General features: G+C 46.3%; 10 protein-coding genes. 8 read left to right on the forward strand and 2 right to left on the reverse strand.

Annotated features, from left to right (window positions below; translation table 11 throughout):
- Positions 1–250: 250 nt before the first annotated feature.
- Together BLR32_RS03860 and BLR32_RS03865 are read left to right on the forward strand one after the other, a co-directional pair.
- Positions 251–2,167, forward strand: coding sequence for an SPFH domain-containing protein (locus BLR32_RS03860; RefSeq protein ID WP_089828911.1), 1,917 nt, complete (start codon positions 251–253; stop codon positions 2,165–2,167).
- A gap of 292 nt (positions 2,168–2,459) precedes the next feature.
- Positions 2,460–4,832, forward strand: coding sequence for a glycoside hydrolase family 3 N-terminal domain-containing protein (locus tag BLR32_RS03865; RefSeq protein WP_245705347.1), 2,373 nt, complete (start codon positions 2,460–2,462; stop codon positions 4,830–4,832).
- Between the two features lie 70 nt (positions 4,833–4,902).
- Here BLR32_RS03865 and BLR32_RS03870 read toward each other — a convergent pair whose 3' ends face one another.
- Both BLR32_RS03870 and BLR32_RS03875 read right to left on the reverse strand, forming a co-directional pair.
- Positions 4,903–6,177: a sensor histidine kinase gene (locus BLR32_RS03870; RefSeq protein WP_089828913.1), complete on the reverse strand. Its 1,275-nt coding sequence runs from the start codon at positions 6,175–6,177 to the stop codon at positions 4,903–4,905.
- A gap of 33 nt (positions 6,178–6,210) precedes the next feature.
- On the reverse strand, positions 6,211–12,324 hold the full coding sequence (locus tag BLR32_RS03875; RefSeq protein WP_218124147.1) for a HAMP domain-containing protein: 6,114 nt from the start codon (positions 12,322–12,324) through the stop codon (positions 6,211–6,213).
- A 154-nt stretch (positions 12,325–12,478) separates the two neighbouring features.
- Between BLR32_RS03875 and BLR32_RS03880 the strand changes: the two genes are divergently transcribed.
- The 6 genes from BLR32_RS03880 (at position 12,479) to BLR32_RS03905 (ending at position 19,638) form a co-directional block, all read left to right on the forward strand.
- Positions 12,479–12,889, forward strand: a complete 411-nt coding sequence (locus BLR32_RS03880; RefSeq protein ID WP_089828914.1) for a response regulator — start codon at positions 12,479–12,481, stop codon at positions 12,887–12,889.
- A 33-nt stretch (positions 12,890–12,922) separates the two neighbouring features.
- Positions 12,923–16,984: a DEAD/DEAH box helicase gene (locus BLR32_RS03885; protein WP_089828915.1), complete on the forward strand. Its 4,062-nt coding sequence runs from the start codon at positions 12,923–12,925 to the stop codon at positions 16,982–16,984.
- A 31-nt stretch (positions 16,985–17,015) separates the two neighbouring features.
- Positions 17,016–17,564, forward strand: a complete 549-nt coding sequence (locus BLR32_RS03890; RefSeq protein ID WP_143011356.1) for a hypothetical protein — start codon at positions 17,016–17,018, stop codon at positions 17,562–17,564.
- A gap of 419 nt (positions 17,565–17,983) precedes the next feature.
- Entirely contained in the window at positions 17,984–18,487 is a 504-nt protein-coding gene (locus BLR32_RS03895; protein WP_089828917.1) for an RNA polymerase sigma factor, read from the forward strand.
- A gap of 5 nt (positions 18,488–18,492) precedes the next feature.
- Positions 18,493–19,149: a hypothetical protein gene (locus tag BLR32_RS03900; RefSeq protein WP_089828918.1), complete on the forward strand. Its 657-nt coding sequence runs from the start codon at positions 18,493–18,495 to the stop codon at positions 19,147–19,149.
- A gap of 9 nt (positions 19,150–19,158) precedes the next feature.
- On the forward strand, positions 19,159–19,638 hold the full coding sequence (locus BLR32_RS03905; RefSeq protein ID WP_089828919.1) for a YdeI/OmpD-associated family protein: 480 nt from the start codon (positions 19,159–19,161) through the stop codon (positions 19,636–19,638).

Raw genomic sequence — 19,638 nt, forward strand, 5'->3', positions numbered from 1 at the left:
ATCCCTACATGCGTGCTGATATGCACTTTTTACACTTCACCATTCTTAACACTTCTCCCCCCGGAATTTAGTTAGACGAGCGACGGAAAGTTTTTAAAAGGGCTTTTGTCTGCACACGTTTTTACTACAGCTACAACTGTAAAAGCAACGCTATACACATTTGTACGGCTTTGTACAATCTATTCGCGTATATACACATATACGCGGCCACAGCATTCTATTATCTATATCAAATAAACACAGCACAATTATGCAAACTCCTGAAGTAATCAGATGGCTGATGATTATCGGCCTGCCCCTACTATGCCTTATTCTCTACAAGTTCATCCTTCGAGTCTTCTTTGGTCTGGTTATCGTACCGGAAGATAAGATCGGTCTTGTAACAAAGAAATTCGTTCTTGTCGGTAAACAATCCTTACCGGAAGGCCGTATCATCGCCACCAATGGCGAAGCGGGTTTCCAGGCACAGACCCTGGCGCCCGGCGTTTATTTCGGGAAATGGTTCTGGCAATACGAAGTGACCTTTCAGTCATTTACCATTATCCCAACCGGCAAGATCGGTCTTGTACTGGCAAAAGATGGTACAGAACTGCAGCCGGGTGCTATTATGGCCCGTCGTGTGGATTGTGATGCATACCAGAATGCAGAATCATTCCTGAATAACGGCGGACAAAAAGGACGGCAGACCGCTATCATGACGCCGGGTTCTTATCGTATCAACACCTTTCTGTTTGACGTGGAGATCACTGATATGACCACAGTCCCTGATAACGCGGTAGGTATCGTTACCACACTGGAAGGCCAGGCTATCGAAACAGGCCAGATCGCGGGTAAGATCATCACTAACCACAACAACTTCCAGGATGCTGACGCTTTCCTTGCCAACGGCGGTTATAAAGGTCTGCAGGAACAGGTGATCCTCTCGGGTTCTTACTTCCTGAACCCATGGTTTGCCAAAGTGGAAATGCGACAGATGACGGAAATTCCGATCAGCCATGTGGGCGTTGTAATCTCTTACGTAGGTAGCGACGGTGAAGACCTCAGCGGTGCAGAGTTCAAACATGGTAACATCGTTGCAAAGAACCACAAGGGTGTATGGGCCGACCCACTGGGACCAGGTAAGTATCCTATCAACCCATACATCATGAAAGTAGAGTATGTACCTACGACCAACCTGGTACTGAACTGGGCCTCTGCACGGAGCGAAGCGCACCAGCTGGACAAGAACCTGTCTACCATCACGGTACGTAGTAAGGACGGTTTTACCTTTAACCTGGACGTGGCACAGATCATTCATATCCCATCTACCGAAGCACCTAAGGTAATTGCCCGTTTCGGTAATATGAGCAACCTGGTTACACAGGTACTGGAGCCAACCATCGGTAACTATTTCCGTAACTCCGCACAGGATGCTGAGGTGATCGACTTCCTGAAGAGCCGTAAGGAAAGACAGGATTCTGCTAAACAACATATCGGCAGAGTACTGGAGCAATACAACGTATTCGGTGTGGATACACTGATCGGCGACATCGTACCTCCTGAAAGCCTGATGAAAACACTGACAGACCGTAAACTGGCGGAAGAACAAAAGGTAACCTACGATACGCAGATGCGTGCACAGGAAACCAGGCAGGCACTCGAAAAAGAAACAGCTATCGCTGAAATCCAGAAAGAGATCGTAAAGGCTGACCAGGGTGTATTGATCGCAGAAAGGATCGCGGATGCTGCCGTTAAAAAGGCAACCGGTGATGCAAACAGCGTACGTCTGCAAGCCAATGCGGAAGCTGACAGGATGAAACTGCTGGCAAGCGGTGAAGCCGAAAAAGTACGTGTACTGGCGAAGGCAGAAGCTGAAAGAACAGAGCTGATCGCAAAAGCCGATGCGGAAAAGATCTCCCTGACTGGTAATGCGGAAGCTGAAAAGATCCTTGCTATCGGTAAATCCAGTGCCGAATCTTATAAACTGGCGGTGGAAGCGATGGGTGGTAACAACTTTACCCAGCTGAAAGTAATGGAAGCTATCGGTGAGCAGCATATCAAGATCATGCCTGACATCCTCATCGGAGGCGGAGATGGCACTAACGGCTCTATCAGCGGGTTACTGGGCCTGAAACTGCTGGAGCAGCTGGGCAACAAACAGGAAGGATCCAAAGAAGAGAATAAATAACCCTTTCATCCATTCTTATATAGCAGAAATGGCTGGTCTTCCTGACCGGCCATTTTTCATTATTTTATGGCAGTCCTATTCACCGCACAATCTGCGGAGAATAAGGCATCTAATCTCCGCAAACCCTGTCCGGCAAAATTCTTTATGAAATTCCTCTCAGTACTGTTATTTTTACTGACGTAGCTAATAAACTAATGATTGTCAATTATCTTAACATAATAGAATCTTATCAACAGGTCCAATGAGAACAAAAAACATCGCCATTAGCCGGAGTTATCTTATGATTTTCATAATGATACTAGGGTTAGGCTCGCCAGCCCTGGGGCAGGTCAAAAAAGGAAATACCAGCACTGTCCTCTACAAAAATCCCTCAGCACCGGTTGACGCCCGAGTAAAAGACCTGCTGAAACGCATGACGCTGGAGGAAAAGGTAGGGCAATTATGCACCCTGCTGGGATGGGATATGTATGACAAGCAAGGTGATTCCGTAGGTGTCAGTGAAGCATTTAAAACAGTGATCTCCAAACGGTACATCGGTAGTTTTTGGGCTACTTTAAGGGCCGATCCGTGGACTAAGAAGACACTGGTGACTGGTTTGACGCCAAAACTGTCTGCAAAGGCTACCAATGCCCTGCAGAAGTATATGATGGAAAATACCCGCCTGGGCATCCCTCTTTTGCTTGCAGAAGAGTGTCCGCATGGGCATATGGCCATCGGAACCACTGTTTTCTCCACATCCATTGGTCAGGCCAGCACATGGGACCCGGCTCTGATTCAGGAGATGGCAGCAACCATAGCGAAAGAAGCCCGTTTACAGGGTGCACATATAGGTTATGGCCCGGTATTGGACCTTGTGCGTGAGCCCCGCTGGTCCAGACTGGAAGAAACCTATGGAGAAGATCCCTACCTGATCAGCCAGATGGGTGTCTCTATGGTAAAAGGCTTTCAGGGTAGTAATATCAATTCCGGCCGCAACGTCATCTCTACATTAAAACATTTTACGGCATATGGCTCTCCTGAAGGCGGGCATAACGGAGGTATCGCACTTACCGGCCTGAGAGACCTGTATTCATCTTACCTGCCTCCCTTCCAGGCAGCTATCAAAGCGGGCGCCTTGTCTATTATGGCGTCTTACAACTCTATTGATGGCATACCATGCAGCTCCAACAGCTTCCTGCTGAAAGATGTACTGGTGAAACAGTGGGGCTTTAAGGGCTTCACGGTTTCTGACCTGGGCGGCATCCCAGGTGTACGCTCTAACCACCACGTAGCTGCCACCATAGAAGAAGCAGCCACACTGTCTATCAATGCCGGTCTGGATGCAGACCTTGGAGGGGAAGCCTATGGCGATGCTTTAATAAAAGCAGTGAATGAGAAGAAAGTAACCTTGGCTACTCTCGATACAGCGGTGGCCCATGTCCTGAGACTGAAATTTGCAATGGGATTATTTGAGCATCCTTATGTTGATGCAGATGTGGCGGAAAAATCAGTAGGTACGGCTGAGAACAAAGCACTGGCAAAACGCGTGGCAGCTGAATCCATTGTGCTGATGAAGAATGAAAACGGATTGCTGCCCTTAAATAAGACCATTAAGCACCTCGCAGTGATCGGGCCTAACGCTGATAACATTTACAATCAACTGGGCGATTATACCGCTCCGCAGCCCCAGGAAAAGATAGTCACCGTACTGGAAGGCATTAAAGCCAAAGTATCTCCCGATACAAAGGTGACCTATGTAAAAGGTTGCGCCATCCGCGACACTGCTCATGCCAGCATCAATGAAGCTGTAGCAGCGGCCCAGCAGGCAGATGCAGTAGTGATGGTACTGGGTGGTTCCAGCGCACGTGATTTCGAAACGTCTTACCAGAGCACTGGCGCTGCAGAAGTTAAATCAGCAGAAGTGGCTGTAAGCGATATGGAAAGCGGAGAAGGATATGACAGGGTAAGCCTTGACCTGATGGGTTTACAATCCCGTTTGCTGGAGCGTATCGTGGCCACCGGCAAACCGGTAGTGCTGGTACTGATTGAAGGCCGTCCGTTGAATATCAACTGGGCAGCACAGCATGTACCTGCCATTGTAAATGCATGGTATCCTGGTCAGGAAGGTGGTAATGCTGTTGCAGATGTACTCTTTGGCGACTACAATCCTGCCGGCCGTTTACCGGTTTCCATCCCTAAGTCAGTAGGACAATTGCCAGTGTATTACAACTACAAAAATGCCTCAAGACATGACTATGTGGAAATGGACGCGAAACCTTTATACAGCTTCGGCCATGGTTTAAGCTATTCTACTTTCGACTATCAGAACCTGAAAACCAATGTACAGGCAGCAGGTAATAATCTGAAAGTGTCTGTTACTTTCACATTAAAGAATACCAGCAAGGTTGCCGGCGATGAAGTAGCGCAGTTGTATGTCCGTGATGATGCCAGCTCTGTTGTTACTGCGGTAAAACAACTGAAGAAATTCAGACGTATACACCTGGCAGCAGGCGAACAGCAGGAGGTTACTTTTGAGCTGTTACCTGAAGATCTGAGATTGCTGAATGTTGATATGAAATGGGTAGTGGAACCAGGCACCTTTAGCGTAATGGTTGGCGCTTCCTCTGAAGATATCCGCGTAAAAGGCAGCTTTGAGGTAAAGCAACAGGTATTGTGTAAGTATTGATCTATCGTATATAAAATAAAAATGGCCATCACGCACAAACGCGATGGCCATTTTTATTTTATAAGTATTTCTAAGTTATGCTGAGGTTCATTGGCAGTAACTGCTTCTCCGGAATACCGATTATAAAAGTAGCGCCGTTATCGATCTCACTCGTTGCTGTAATAAATCCATTATGTTGTTCCATGATCTTCTTGCAGATAGATAACCCGATACCTGTACCTTCTATCTCATGATAACTGTGCAATCTCTTAAATACAACGAAAATATCTTCCACGTACTGGCTTTCAAAACCAATACCATTATCCGTTACAAAGATTTTGTAATACTTGCCATTCTCTCTCTCACTCATATATTGATGATCCGGTGAAGTCACCATCTCTGCATAAATATGCACTTCTGGTGCCACTTCCTTTTTCCGGAACTTCAATGCATTGCTGATAAGGTTATAGAACACCTGTCGCATCAGGGTAGGAATTACCTGTAAAGAAGGCAAGGAGTCGATCTGTATCCGGGCATTGGTTTGTTGTATCTTGATCTCCAATTCTGTCAACGCTTCTTTTACCAGATCATTCAGATCACACTGCATAAAGTCGCCTCCCTGTATGGAATGACGGGAAAACCGCAACAGATCACTCACCAGTTGCTGCATGCGAATAGTCGCATTGGTGATCTTTTGTACATATTTATCAACCTCCGCTTCACCGCTTTTCTTTTGCAGGATCATATCACTGAAGACCCTGATCTTACGCAAAGGTTCCTGCAGGTCATGAGAAGCAATGTAGGCAAACCTGTCCAACTCTTCGTTCACCGCCTTCAGATGTATGTTATTCTGCAGCAGCTGCTGGTTCAGCTCACGCACTCTGAGTTCGGAAGCCTCTCTCTCTACTATTTCCCTTTGCAGGGAAGCATTTGCCAGCAGCAGCTTCTGTTCCTGAGCGATGAGAGATTGTGTTTTACGGTACAGCTCTACGAACAGTCCCACTTTTACGCGCAACAATTCAGGATTAACAGGTTTATAGATAAAGTCGACTGCTCCTACTCTATATCCTTTAAAAATGGCCTCCTCTTCATGACTGTGTGCTGTAATAAAGATGATAGGGATGTCTTTCAGTTTCTCCCGCTGATAAATAAGGGCTGCTGTTTCAAAACCATTCATATCGGGCATCTGCACATCCATCAGTATCAGTGAGAAATCGAATTCCTTTAACAGTATTTTCAACGCAGCCCTTCCCGAATTGGCTTTTATGATCGTATAGCTTTCCCTCTCCAGGATGGATTCTATAGACAATAAATTATCCTGCCGGTCATCAACAACCAATATTTTAATTAAGCCCTGGTCCTGCAAAATTGTTCGATTTTCAAAATGAATACTTTAATCTTATCTGTACAGCCAAACACGCATCAGCGACAGCAATTGATCAATTTTTAGTGGCTTGGTGATATAATCAGAAGCTCCTGCTTCCAGGCATTTCTCCCTATCCCCCTTCATAGCTTTCGCAGTTACAGCAATAATAGGCAAGGCACTGTTTTTATGCTCTCTTCTGATCTTTTGCATCGTTTCATAGCCATCCATTTCAGGCATCATGATATCCATCAATACGATGTCTATGTCACTGTTTTCACTGAGAATGTTCATTGCCTCCTTACCACTTTCCGCTGTGATCGTATTGATATGGAATCTTTCAAATGCCGTGGTCAGTGCAAACAGATTACGAACGTCATCATCTACTACCAGTACATTCTTATGGATCAACACATCCTTCTGGGAACGGAGATCTTCAATCAGCTTTCTCTTTTCCGGCAACAGAGACTGGTGATTAATATGCAACTGCATCACCGTTTCTTCCAATAACAGGTCAAGGGAATTAACGCCTTTCAGTAATATTTTATTGGCATACTGCTTCAACTTTGACTTTTCACTATTGGAAAAATCTTTCGCGGAATATACAATGACCGGTGTCGCATTGTGCCGGTTCACCGTATTCATATTGGCAACGAATTCTGCGCCGTCAATGTCCGGCAGCATATAATCTGCAATGATACAATCATATACTGTATTATTTACACGTTCGATTGCTGCTTTTCCGTTTTCTACGAATTCCATTTCGATCAGATCACCATTGTCCAGTATTCTGGCAATCTGGGATGCATCCGGCTCATTATCTTCCACAACCAATACCTTTTTCGTTCTCCGGACATCATGTTCTAATATATTGGCAAACAACACATTCAATGCTTCCGCTTTCAATGGCTTCAGGCTAAAGCTTCTGGCGCCACGGTGCATTGCCAGTAAACGGTTCTCTTCTCCGGAGATCAGGTGAATAGGAATATGCCGGAGATTAATATCGTTCTTAAAGAGATCCAATACTCTCCATCCGCTGGCATCCGGCAGTTTTACATCCAGCGTCACTGCGATCGGATTGTATTTATTTGTCAGGTCGAATACATCTCCGAAACTGGTTGCTACCACTACCTTCAGGCCCATTTCATGTGCCTTTTCCAGCATAATTTTGGCAAAGCGCACATCATCTTCCACAATCAACACTACTTTATCGGTATCGATAACGTGTGTCCGGTCGTCACCTATTTCATTGATGATCTCATTCAATCCTTCCAGGTCTTTTATTTCAGGAAGTTTTACTCCCGGGATAGACGGTATGATAGTAGCTTCATATCCTTCAGGTAACTGGTATTGTCCTACCGTCAGGCTGCTTTGTTTCTCCCGTTTAATAGTCGCAGGATTATACTGCAGTGGCAGGAACAATGTAAAAGTGCTACCGCGGCCAACCTCACTCACCAGTTCAATGGAGCCACCCAGCAGGTCTGCCAGACCACGGCTGATAGACAGTCCCAGACCAGTACCTCCGTACTTACGGCTGGTAGAGCCTTCTGCCTGCTGGAAGGCTTCGAAGATAATGTTCTGCTTATCTTTCGAAATACCTATCCCCGTATCCCTGATCTCGAATGCCACTACTCTGGCTGCACTTTCCAGGCTTTCATTTATCATACGCCAGCTGCGTTTTGCTTCATAGATACGGAGCCTTACTTCTCCTTTTTCTGTGAACTTAAACGCATTGGAAAGCAGATTTTTCAGGATCTGGTTCAGACGCTGTACATCCGTTTCCAGGGAGGCCGGTAACTGATCGTCCATATCAATACGGAAGCGCAGGTTCTTACTTTCTGAGACGTGTTTAAAGGTTGTCTCCACAAAGGATACTACCTCGTTGAAACGTACCTTGATAAAGTCTGTAGAAATATAACCGGATTCGATCTTAGACAGGTCGAGAATATCATTGATCAGCTGGATGAGGTCATCACCACAACTATGAATCGTTTTAGCGTAACGCACCTGTTTTTCATTCAGGTTGCCATCATGGTTCTCATACAGTTGTTGTGCAAGGATCAACAGGGAGTTCAACGGCGTACGCAACTCGTGCGACATGTTGGCAAGGAACTCTGATTTATACTTGGAAGTAAGCTGTAACTGTTCCGCTTTTTCTTCCAGTGATTTCCTTGCTTCTTCCACCTCCTTATTCTTCTCTTCCACCTCCTCTTTCTGTTTCACCAGCAGGTGGGCTTTATCCTGCAATTCTTCGTTCGTACGTCTTAATTCATCTGCCAGTGACTGAGACTGTTCCAGCAGGTCTTCCGTCCTGGAGTTCGCTTCGATCGTATTCAACACGATACCGATACTTTCTGTCAGCTGACTGAGGAAGTCAAGGTGTGTCTGGCTGAACATGTCAAAGGAGGCCAGTTCTATCACCGCCTTGATCTGCGTCTCAAACAGTACCGGCAGCACGATCAGGTTCACTGGTGTAGCTTCTCCCAAACCGGAGCTGATCTTAATATAGTTGGAAGGTACGTTTGTCAGCAGGATACGTTCTTTCTCCACGGCGCATTGTCCTACCAGACCCTGTCCGAGTGCAAATTCACGGGAGATGCCTACCTCGCTGCCATAAGCGTATGCTGCAAATAATTTCAGTTTTGGATTTTCCAGGTTCTCTTCCTGTTCCAGGATGTAGAACATACCTTTCTGCGCGTTCACCACCTGTGCCAGCTCTGAGAGGATACGACGGGTTACTGTATTCAGATCTTTCTGTCCCTGCAGCATCTGCGTGAACTTGGCCAGGTTGGATTTCAACCAGTCCTGTTCCTGGTTACGCAGGGTTGTCTGTTTCAGGTTGGCGATCATCTGGTTAATGGTATCCTTCAGCTCTTCTACCTCACCTTTCGCTTCCACACGGATCATCTGGGTGAGATCACCTTTCGTTACCGCCGAAGCTACCGCAGAGATAGCACGTACCTGCGTAGTAAGGTTTTCCGCCAGCTGGTTCACGTTTTCTGTCAGGTTCTTCCAGATACCGGAAGCACCAGGCACGCTCGCCTGGCCACCCAGTCGTCCTTCCACACCCACTTCACGGGCCACCGTCGTCACCTGGTCAGCAAACAAGGCCAGTGTATCGATCATTTCATTAATCGTCTCTGTCAACTGTGCCACCTCACCGCGTGATACGATGGATAATTTCTGTTTCAGGTTACCGGTAGCCACGGCAGTTACCACTTTAGCGATACCACACACCTGGTTGGTCAGGTTGGACGCCATCATGTTTACAGAGTCTGTCAGGTCTTTCCAGGTACCACCCACACCCTGTACTTCTGCCTGGCCACCCAGCTTACCTTCCGTACCCACCTCACGGGCCACACGGGTCACCTCAAAGGCGAAGGAGTTCAGCTGGTCCACCATCGTGTTGATGGTATTTTTCAGATCGAGGATTTCCCCTTTTACGTCTATTGTTACCTTCTTGGACAAGTCACCGGAGGCCACCGCTTTCGTTACCTCAGCGATGTTACGCACCTGTGATGTCAGGTTACCCGTCATCTGGTTTACGGAATCCGTCAGGTCTTTCCAGGTACCAGCTACACCCGGTACGAATGCCTGACCACCCAGTTTACCATCAGTACCCACCTCACGGGCCACACGCGTTACCTCAGAGGCAAATGCACGCAACTGGTCCACCATCGTATTCAGCGTTTCTTTCAACTGCAGGATCTCTCCGCGTACGTCCACCGTAATCTTACGGGACATGTCTCCATTTGCCACCGCGATGGCCACATCGGCGATGTTACGCACCTGGGCTGTCAGGTTACCCGCCATCTGGTTTACAGAGTCCGTCAGGTCTTTCCAGGTACCGCCTACGCCCGGTACGAACGCCTGACCACCCAGTTTACCGTCGGTACCTACCTCACGCGCTACACGCGTTACCTCAGAGGCAAATGCGCGCAGCTGTTCCACCATGGTATTGATGGTATTTTTCAGTTCAAGGATCTCTCCTTTAACGTCTACTTCAATTTTACGTGACAAGTCACCATTTGCCACCGCTGTTGTTACCTCAGCGATGTTACGTACCTGCGATGTCAGATTGGACGCCATGATATTCACGGAGTCCGTCAGGTCTTTCCATAAGCCTTCTACACCAGGTACATCTGCCTGTCCGCCGAGTTTACCTTCAGAACCTACCTCACGCGCCACACGGAACACTTCCGAACCAAAAGAGTTCAGCTGGTCCACCATCGTGTTGATCGTATTTTTCAGCTCAAGGATCTCTCCCTTTACGTCCACCGTGATCTTACGTGACAGGTCTCCTTTCGCTACCGCTGTCGTCACCTCGGCGATGTTACGCACCTGTGCCGTCAGGTTAGATCCCATCTGGTTCACTGATTCTGTCAGGTCTTTCCAGGTACCACCCACACCCTGCACTTTTGCCTGGCCACCCAGCTTACCTTCCGTACCTACTTCCAGTGCCACACGGGTCACCTCAGAGGCAAAAGAGTTCAGCTGGTCCACCATCGTATTGATGGTCTTTTTCAGCTCGAGGATCTCTCCCTCTACGTTCACGGTGATCTTTTTGGACAAGTCACCATTCGCCACCGCTGTTGTTACTTCCGCGATGTTACGCACCTGCGCTGTCAGGTTAGACCCCATCTGGTTCACAGAGTCCGTCAGGTCTTTCCAGGTACCACCCACGCCCTGCACTTTCGCCTGACCACCCAACTTACCTTCTGTACCTACTTCGAGTGCCACACGGGTCACCTCAGAAGCGAAGGAGTTCAGCTGATCCACCATGGTGTTGATGGTATTTTTCAGTTCAAGGATCTCTCCCTTTACATCCACCGTGATCTTACGCGACAGGTCACCTTTCGCCACTGCCGTTGTTACGTCTGCAATGTTACGTACCTGTGCGGTCAGGTTGCCCGCCATCTGGTTTACGGAATCGGTCAGGTCTTTCCACACACCACCTACGCCTTTTACCGTTGCCTGACCACCCAGTTTACCTTCGGAACCTACCTCACGGGCCACACGCGTCACCTCTACCGAGAAGGAGTTCAGCTGGTCCACCATCGTATTCATCGTGTTTTTCAGCTCCAGGATCTCCCCACGTACATCCACGGTGATCTTGCGCGACAGGTCACCTCTCGCTACCGCCGTCGTTACCTCTGCGATATTACGTACCTGGCCTGTCAGGTTGGACGCCATCTGGTTCACGGAGTCTGTCAGGTCCTTCCAGGTACCTGCCACCCCTTTAACCTCTGCCTGGCCTCCCAGTTTACCATCCGTACCCACCTCACGCGCCACACGCGTTACCTCAGATGAGAAGGAGTTCAGCTGGTCCACCATGGTGTTGATCGTATCTTTCAGTTCAAGGATCTCTCCCTGTACGTCTACTGTAATTTTCTTGGAAAGGTCACCCTTCGCTACCGCAGTGGTCACTTCTGCGATATTACGCACCTGTGCCGTCAGATTACCTGCCATCTGGTTTACGGAGTCGGTAAGGTCCTTCCATACCCCCGCCACATCTTTTACTTTCGCCTGTCCGCCGAGTTTACCCTCGGAACCTACTTCACGGGCCACACGCGTCACCTCGCGGGAGAAGAGATTCAGCTGTTTCACCATCCCGTTCACTTCAGTGGCAATACGTGCAAATTCGCCCTGCAGTACGTGGTCTTCTATCTGTAGCGGCATTTCCTGGGAAAGATTTCCTTTCGCCACAGAGCTGATTACATGTGCTATCTCGATAGTAGGATGTACCAGATCAGAGATCAATGTATTAATAGAGAACACTGCTGTGTCCCAGGATCCCTTTGCGGTACGTGGCATCACCACGCGGTGGTTCAGGCGTCCCATTTTCCCGATGGTATTCCGGGCCAGGGTTAACTCTTCTACCAATGTTTCGTTCAGGGAGATGATCTCATTGACGGTATCACAGATCTTACCACTTAATCCAATGCTGTCTGCCGGCATCCTGGCTGAAAAATTACCGCTTCTAACTTCAGACAATACTTGTAAAAGTTGGCGTAAATCTAATTCATCAGCTACTGGCGCATGGACCTGTTTCGTTTGTTTTTTGCGCTTGGTTGTGGAAGTCTGTGGAGTTTTTTCCACAACCTTTTCAGGCAAGGCAGTATTATCGGGACTTTTTCTCCGCGTGTTCATGATAAAGGTGTTAGCTTGAAGCTATATATATAAATCAATTCTTTCTTTAAGTTGTGTTTCCTGTTCTTAAGAACTTAATTCTATACCATATAGATGCTATTGTATTATGTGGTTTGAAGTAAGTACTTTTGTTTCCATAAAAACAACTTAACAGATGCAACTTTTAGGCCATTCGAAGAGGCTGATCCTGTTGGCAGAAGATGATATTGATGACCAGGAGCTGCTAGAAAATGCGATTGAAGAAATAGATCCTACCTGGCAACTCGTATGCATTCCCAACGGCAGAAAGTTTGTCAAATACCTGGATAGTATCGGAGAAGAAGAATTGCCAGCGCTCATGATCCTGGATTATAACATTCCGGAGCTAACCGGAGTAGAAGTTGTTAAAGAACTGAATGATCAGGGACGTTTTATGGACATTCCGAAAATTATCTGGAGCACTTCCACTTCACCTATATTCAAAGCTAAAAGCATCGAACTGGGGGTTAAGGACTATATTACCAAACCCAGTGACCTGGCCTCTTTCCGGACTACTGCACAGTATATGCTTTCTTTTGTCAAATAATGAACGGCGGATAAAATGTAGATTGCACCAACGATGGTGAATCTTTCCTTTTACAAAGAACAATATCAGTCCCTGGATGCCGACACAAGGATCGTCATTGACGTGCTATCCGTCTATCTCTATCCATTGGAGCGGTATACGTTCATTGATGCCGTGAACCGCGTCAGGGAAATGCCACAAGACAGGATTATCGATATACTGGAACTGTTGAAAGAAAAAGGCCTGGGCAACTACAACCTGGCCGGTAACTATTCACTGATACCAGAACTGGCGTTTCTCCTGTTTCCCGACAATATCCGCCAGCCGCAATACCTCCGCCTGCTTGATCACGCGAAACCATACTCTTTTTACAGTACCAGCGCCCGCCTACAGGAACTACAGCAGTTACTGACGGCTTTCTTCACCGGAGAAAAATCCTTATTGCTCCCCCCGGTAAGAAAGATCTCTTTTGAATTGCAGGAATACTTTCCGCACCTGTGTTATCTGTTATATTATCCAGAATATGAGGGTTTACTACGTTTGTTTGATACAGATAGTGTCATAAAAATATATACTGCAGCTGTAAGACAACATTTGCTGGCTCTGGCGCCCCTGGAGGCATTACATGCGTTCAGACAACAAATGGCGGCATTTATCCGGGTGGAGGCATCTGCACTTGCCCATGCAGAAGTTTCACTACAGGAAGGCTATATTAAAGAAGATATTAGTGGTACTGATGCGCTGTATGCAGGAGCTGTCGTACAGCTGTATGAAGGCCAGCCAGACAAAGCGCTGGCACTATTTGAACAAGGGATCAAGCAACAGCGGCAGCAGGATAAAAAGAACAGTATCCCTGTGTCACCGCTTTTTGCCTTTTTATATACCTATACACTCACTGTATTACCGGAGGAAAAAACATACACCGTCATCAATAAAATCCTGGCGGCATATGACAAAAAACTATTCCAGGATATTACACCGGCTATCAGCCTTTTACACTTTCATAATGGCAGAAAAGAGCGTGCCGAACATATGTTGCAGATCCTGCTGGAAACAACTTTCCGGCAACCGGAAAAACACCTGCTCAGTTATCTGTCGCTATTATGTCTGCAGGCCTTCTATCCTAAAAGCAAGCTCCTGAAAACATATGGCTCTTTCATTAAGGAATTGCTTTATAAGGGCATCCATCATCACTACCGCCTGCTCACATATGAACTGCTCTACCTTTTCCGGGAACACGCCTATCTGGGTACAGAAAAAACTTTCCGTGAGCTTGCAGCGCTTATGGGCAAACAGCCCATATTTTCCCGTATGCAGGCCGTACCTGAATGGGAACGGCTGCTGAATACCCTGATCCTGCCATCTGTCAATAAACCATTGAAAGAAAAGACACCAGCCATTACCCGTATTGCCTACCTGATAGATGTAAGCAGATCGGAGATACTGCCGGTTATACAAACACACCAGGGAGATAGCGGCTGGAGCCGAGGCAGACCAACAGACCTGAAAAAACTCAAGGAAGGGCAGCTGGAAAACATGACAGAGCATGATTTGAGGATAGCAGGCACCATCCTGAAAGAGAGCTATCATACCTATGGTACAGAGTCATATATTTTTGGGGAAAGGGTCTGGCAGGAGATAACCGGCCATCCCTATCTTTTTACGTTGGACGATCCCACGGTCCCTGTAGAAGTGACCAGGGGGCAGCCGGAACTGATCGTAAATGGGACGGGCAAAGGCTATATATTCAGCACCAATATCAGCGATCACACGCGGGAAATAATGCTGATAAAAGAGACGCCTACCCGTTTAAGGGTGATCAGGCTGACGCAACAGCAACGATCTGTTCTGCAAACATTGAAACAGATAGGTACTGTGCCTGCAGAAGGCAAGGACAAACTATTAGAGGCACTGCGGAATATTGGGGCACATATCACCGTCCATTCCAATTTAGACGATACAGCTACTTTAAATATAAAACAACGTGCAGCCGATGCACGTATACGGGTACAACTACAACCCACCGGAGATGCGCTTAAAGCTTCTTTCTTCGTAAAACCGTTTGCGGTTGATCCTCCTTACTGTAAACCGGGAGAAGGGGCCCGGCATCTTATCGGTGTTACCAATGGGGAAAGATGCCAGGCTATCAGGGACCTGGAAGCAGAGAAAAGCAATCTGGCCAGACTGATGATCCTCATACAGGAATCTGTTGCACAGGAAGTAGTGGATGATACCATTATCTTCGATGATCCACTGGACTGCCTGCAACTACTTGAAATAATATACCGGCATCCTGAACTGGCAGTAGCTGAATGGCCGGAAGGGCAAAAACTGAAAGTCAGGGGAGTAGCACATCAGACGCAGCTACGCGTAACGATCCGTAAAGTGGATGGTAAATGGTTTGCCTGCAACGGAGAGCTGAAAATAGATGAAGACACTGTCTTGTCTTTAAAGGAACTGCTGGATGCAGTGAAGCTAAGCCCTACACGATTCATCACATTAAGAAACGGCGAATTCCTTTCACTCACTACAAAACTGCACAGGCAACTCAATGAACTGGCCAGCACGGCATTGACCGAACACGAGCAGATACATATCCGTCCGCTGGCAGCACACATGCTGGATGAATTGCTGGAAGGTGCCGGCAACGTGGATACAGATGAACACTGGAAGGCATTGCGCGCCAGGCAGGCGACAGCTGAAGATATTCATCCGGAAATACCGGCTACTTTACAAACACAGTTACGTCCTTACCAGGAAGAAGGTTTCCGTTGGATGGCACGTCTTGCAGAATGGGGGGCAGGCGCCTGCCTTGCGGATGATATGGGCCTGGGTAAAACCATACAGGCTATTGCCATGTTGCTATACCGGGCCAGTGAAGGACCTGCACTGGTCGTATGTCCGGCTTCGGTATTGCCTAACTGGGCCAATGAACTCTACAGGTTTGCACCTTCCCTGCAGGTAAAACAGATCAGTAATGGTAGCCGGTCGGCTGTACTGAAAGTAGCAGGCCCTTTTGATGTAGTCCTGATCACTTATGGCATACTGCAATCAGAAGATAAACTACTGGCAGGCGTCCATTGGAATACCGTGGTACTCGATGAAGCCCATACCATCAAAAATTACCAGACTAAAACTTCCAGGGCAGCCATGGCATTGCAGGCCGGATTCAAACTGATCCTGACGGGTACACCGGTACAAAATCATCTGACGGAAATATGGAACCTTTTTAACTTCATTAATCCGGGACTGCTCGGCAACCTGCAACACTTCAATAAACAATTTGCCACACCGGTCATTTATAATACGGAAAGCAGTGTCACCAAACATCTCAGGAAATTAATCGGCCCATTCATGTTGCGCCGCACGAAAACAGCGGTGCTGGATGAACTGCCAGAGAAAACCGAGATCGTAAAAATGGTGTCCCTCTCACCGGATGAAGCGGCGTTTTATGAAGCGATGCGCCGGAATGCAGTGGAGAACATCAAAAAATATAGTCAGGAAAAGAATAGCAAACAGCATCTGAACACATTGACCGAAATAGGTAAACTGCGGATGGCGGCATGTAATGCCCGGATGATAGATCCGGAGATAGATATACACTCGTCCAAACTGGCGGTATTCCTTGAAATAGTAAAAGAACTGATCGACAACAACCATCGCGCGCTGGTATTCAGTCAGTATGTGCGTCACCTGGAGCTGGTACGGCAGGCATTGGATGAATTGTGCATATCCTATTGTTATCTGGATGGCAGTACACCTATACCTGCAAGAGAAAAAGTAGTGCAACAATTTCAGTCAGGTGAAGGATCACTATTCCTGATTAGTCTGAAAGCGGGAGGAACTGGACTGAATCTGACTGCTGCTGATTATGTAATACATCTTGATCCCTGGTGGAATCCTGCTATCGAAGAACAAGCTTCCGACAGGGCTTACCGTATCGGCCAGACAAGGCCTGTTACCATTTACCGGCTGGTAGCAAAACATACCATTGAAGAAAAGATCATTGCCCTTCATCATAGTAAAAGAGACCTGGCCGACAGGCTGCTTGAAGGAAGTGATATCAGCGGCAAATTATCAACTGAAGAATTACTTTCGCTGATCGCTAAAAACTGATAATAGTAGTTTAAATAAAAATCCTTATACCATGCCATCTCTGTTGCCCTATAGGCAAATCACTATCAAAAGTCACTTACAACCTAACGATGTTATAAGGAGGCTGTCAGAAAAAGTCGAGTATGCCCCCGATAAAGAAGTCTTGTTCCTGAAGTATTGGGAAATGTCTTCCTCATATTTCACGAAAGAGGTTATCGGCGATCAGTTTACCCTTTCTTATATCGACGCGAGAGGGAGACAGGGTATGGCCGATACCAGAGGAACGATCAGTCGTAATGAAAACGGCACTACTATCAGCATGCGTATCCGTATATTACCAATATACCTGCTGTTTCTGGCGGTTTCCGCTATGTTACCTGTATCGTACTTCCTTGAGGAATTCGGAATGATCATAATCTCTGCCGATTATGCATTTTCAGGTAAGGCACAGCCCTGGGCCTTTATTCCACTGTCTATACCACTGGTAATTATATATAGCCTATTGATACTCGTTTTTAATACGGCATGCTCCCGCCTGAAGAAATTTATGATCAGTATCACTGAAGGGACAGAAGTAATCGTTGAGAGCAATCATCCCTAAAACAACCGATAGATTTTTAATAATTTATCGATCAAAAAATGCGGAATTTTTATTCCATAACGTCTTTTTTTACATTTTAATATTAAATATTTCAAAAAGAGAAGAAATAATTTCCTGATATCAAAATTTGATTATCTTTAGCGTATACTATCCTATGAAACACCTTTTTTACTTCGGCTCGAATCCCGCTACAGCGTGGACTTTGAGCCGAAGCTTGAAAATCTTAAAGATAATTTTTACTATCCTATGAATTACCTGCCTTTGTTGTAAAAGGCGTCAGAAAACCTTAATTAAATCCAACCCCATCTTATTAATTATGATTACTTTCAGGACCGGCTGGTATCCTGTTGTGATTTTTTGTTCCCCGCTGCGAATAATAAGGTAAAATATCTTATTCGTGACCTTAATTACACCCTTATATGACCTCTTCAAAAGAAGATAATGTCTTTCTATCGGTAATAGAACAGCATAAAGGAATTATCTATAAAATAGCGAACTCCTATTGCAAAAATACTGAGGACAGAAAAGACCTTATCCAGGAGATCGTCTTCCAGTTATGGCGATCGTTCGGCAGGTACAATGATCAGTATAAGTACTCCACCTGGCTATACAGAATAGCCCTGAATGTGGCTATCTCCTTTTACCGCAAAGACAGCAAAAGAACAGACCGTACTTCCGGACTTACAGCTGATATCATAATAGTAGCAGAAGAAAAAGAAGATACCGGACCGCAGCTTCAGCTCCTTCAACGCTTCATCAGTGAATTACCGGAACTGGACAGGGCTATCATGATCCTCTACCTGGAAGAAAAAAGCTACAGGGAAATTGCAGACATACTCGGACTCTCGGAAACAAACATTGCAACGAAGATCAGCCGCATCAAAAACAAACTAAAAAACAAATTCTCCACTATTCATAGTTAATTAATATGGAAGACATCGCATTAAAAGAAATGTGGGCAAATTATGATAAGAAGCTGGAAAAATCACTGGCTCTTAATCACCGTCTCCTTACTGAAATACAAACACAAAAAGCGCGGACGGCATTACGCCCATTGAAAACAATCAAGATCATTGCAGTTATTTTAGGGATATTATGGTCCTTATTGCTGCTTGTACTTGTATGCCTGGCATTATCCGCCATGACATATTACCGGCACTTCTTTGTCATCTCAGCACTGGCCATTACCACTGCCACAGTAACCGCTATCGTTGTTTATATCAGGCAGGTAATGCTTATTCAACAGATCGACAACAGTATGAATGTGGTGGAAACACAGCGTAAACTGGCTTCGCTTCAATCTTCCACTATCAACATTGCCCGGATACTATTCCTCTCTGCTCCTTTTTATACTACTTTTTACATTAATAAAAGTATGTTTGAACATGGAACCATCGGGTTGTGGGTACTGCAGCTAACCGTTACCACCGTATTCACAGCCGTGTCCATCTGGATATACCGTAATGCCCGGATGGAGAACGCTGATAAACGCTGGTTTAAGTTTATATTTGGTAGCAGTGAATGGACCTCCGTTATAAAGGCGATGAATTTCATGAAAGAGATCGACGCTTACGAAAAAGAATAAATCTGCAACATGTCAAAGAAAGTAACTTTTGATGCTGTAATAATACAACATGGCAATATGAATGCCGGCTATGTTAAGTTTCCCTACGATGTGCAGGAGCTATATGGCGTAAAAGGTCAGGTGAAAGTAAAGGCATTAATAGATGGTAAAGTGACCTACAGAGGCAGCCTGGCAAAAATGGCTACTCCCTTTCACGTCCTTGGTATTACCCAGGCCATCCGGAAAGAATTGGGCAAGGAATTGGGAGATACTATCCATATTGTATTGGAACAAGACAAGGAACCCAGGGAAGTAATATTACCTCAAGAAGTAATAGCGCTTTTCTCTAAACATCCTAAAGCGAAGGCTTTTTTCGATAAACTGTCTTATACCGACAGGAAGGAATATATTGTCTGGATCACTTCTGCCAAACGGGAAGAGACCAAACAGAACAGGCTCAACCTTTTGATCGAAAAACTGGAAAATGGCAGAAAATTAAACGACAAGTAA

It is taken from the genome of Chitinophaga filiformis, assembly GCF_900102545.1.
Classification (GTDB): Bacteria; Bacteroidota; Bacteroidia; order Chitinophagales; family Chitinophagaceae; genus Chitinophaga; species Chitinophaga filiformis.

Bases quoted from the DNA above. Each gene is read 5' to 3' on its own strand.
- BLR32_RS03865 (WP_245705347.1), top strand. From the start codon at position 2,460: ATGATACTAGGGTTAGGCTCGCCAGCCCTGGGGCAGGTCAAAAAAGGA.
- BLR32_RS03890 (WP_143011356.1), top strand. From the start codon at position 17,016: ATGCCATCTCTGTTGCCCTATAGGCAAATCACTATCAAAAGTCACTTA.
- BLR32_RS03885 (WP_089828915.1), top strand. From the start codon at position 12,923: ATGGTGAATCTTTCCTTTTACAAAGAACAATATCAGTCCCTGGATGCC.
- BLR32_RS03895 (WP_089828917.1), top strand. From the start codon at position 17,984: ATGACCTCTTCAAAAGAAGATAATGTCTTTCTATCGGTAATAGAACAG.
- BLR32_RS03900 (WP_089828918.1), top strand. From the start codon at position 18,493: ATGGAAGACATCGCATTAAAAGAAATGTGGGCAAATTATGATAAGAAG.
- BLR32_RS03880 (WP_089828914.1), top strand. From the start codon at position 12,479: ATGCAACTTTTAGGCCATTCGAAGAGGCTGATCCTGTTGGCAGAAGAT.
- BLR32_RS03905 (WP_089828919.1), top strand. From the start codon at position 19,159: ATGTCAAAGAAAGTAACTTTTGATGCTGTAATAATACAACATGGCAAT.
- BLR32_RS03860 (WP_089828911.1), top strand. From the start codon at position 251: ATGCAAACTCCTGAAGTAATCAGATGGCTGATGATTATCGGCCTGCCC.
- BLR32_RS03875 (WP_218124147.1), bottom strand. From the start codon at position 12,324: ATGAACACGCGGAGAAAAAGTCCCGATAATACTGCCTTGCCTGAAAAG.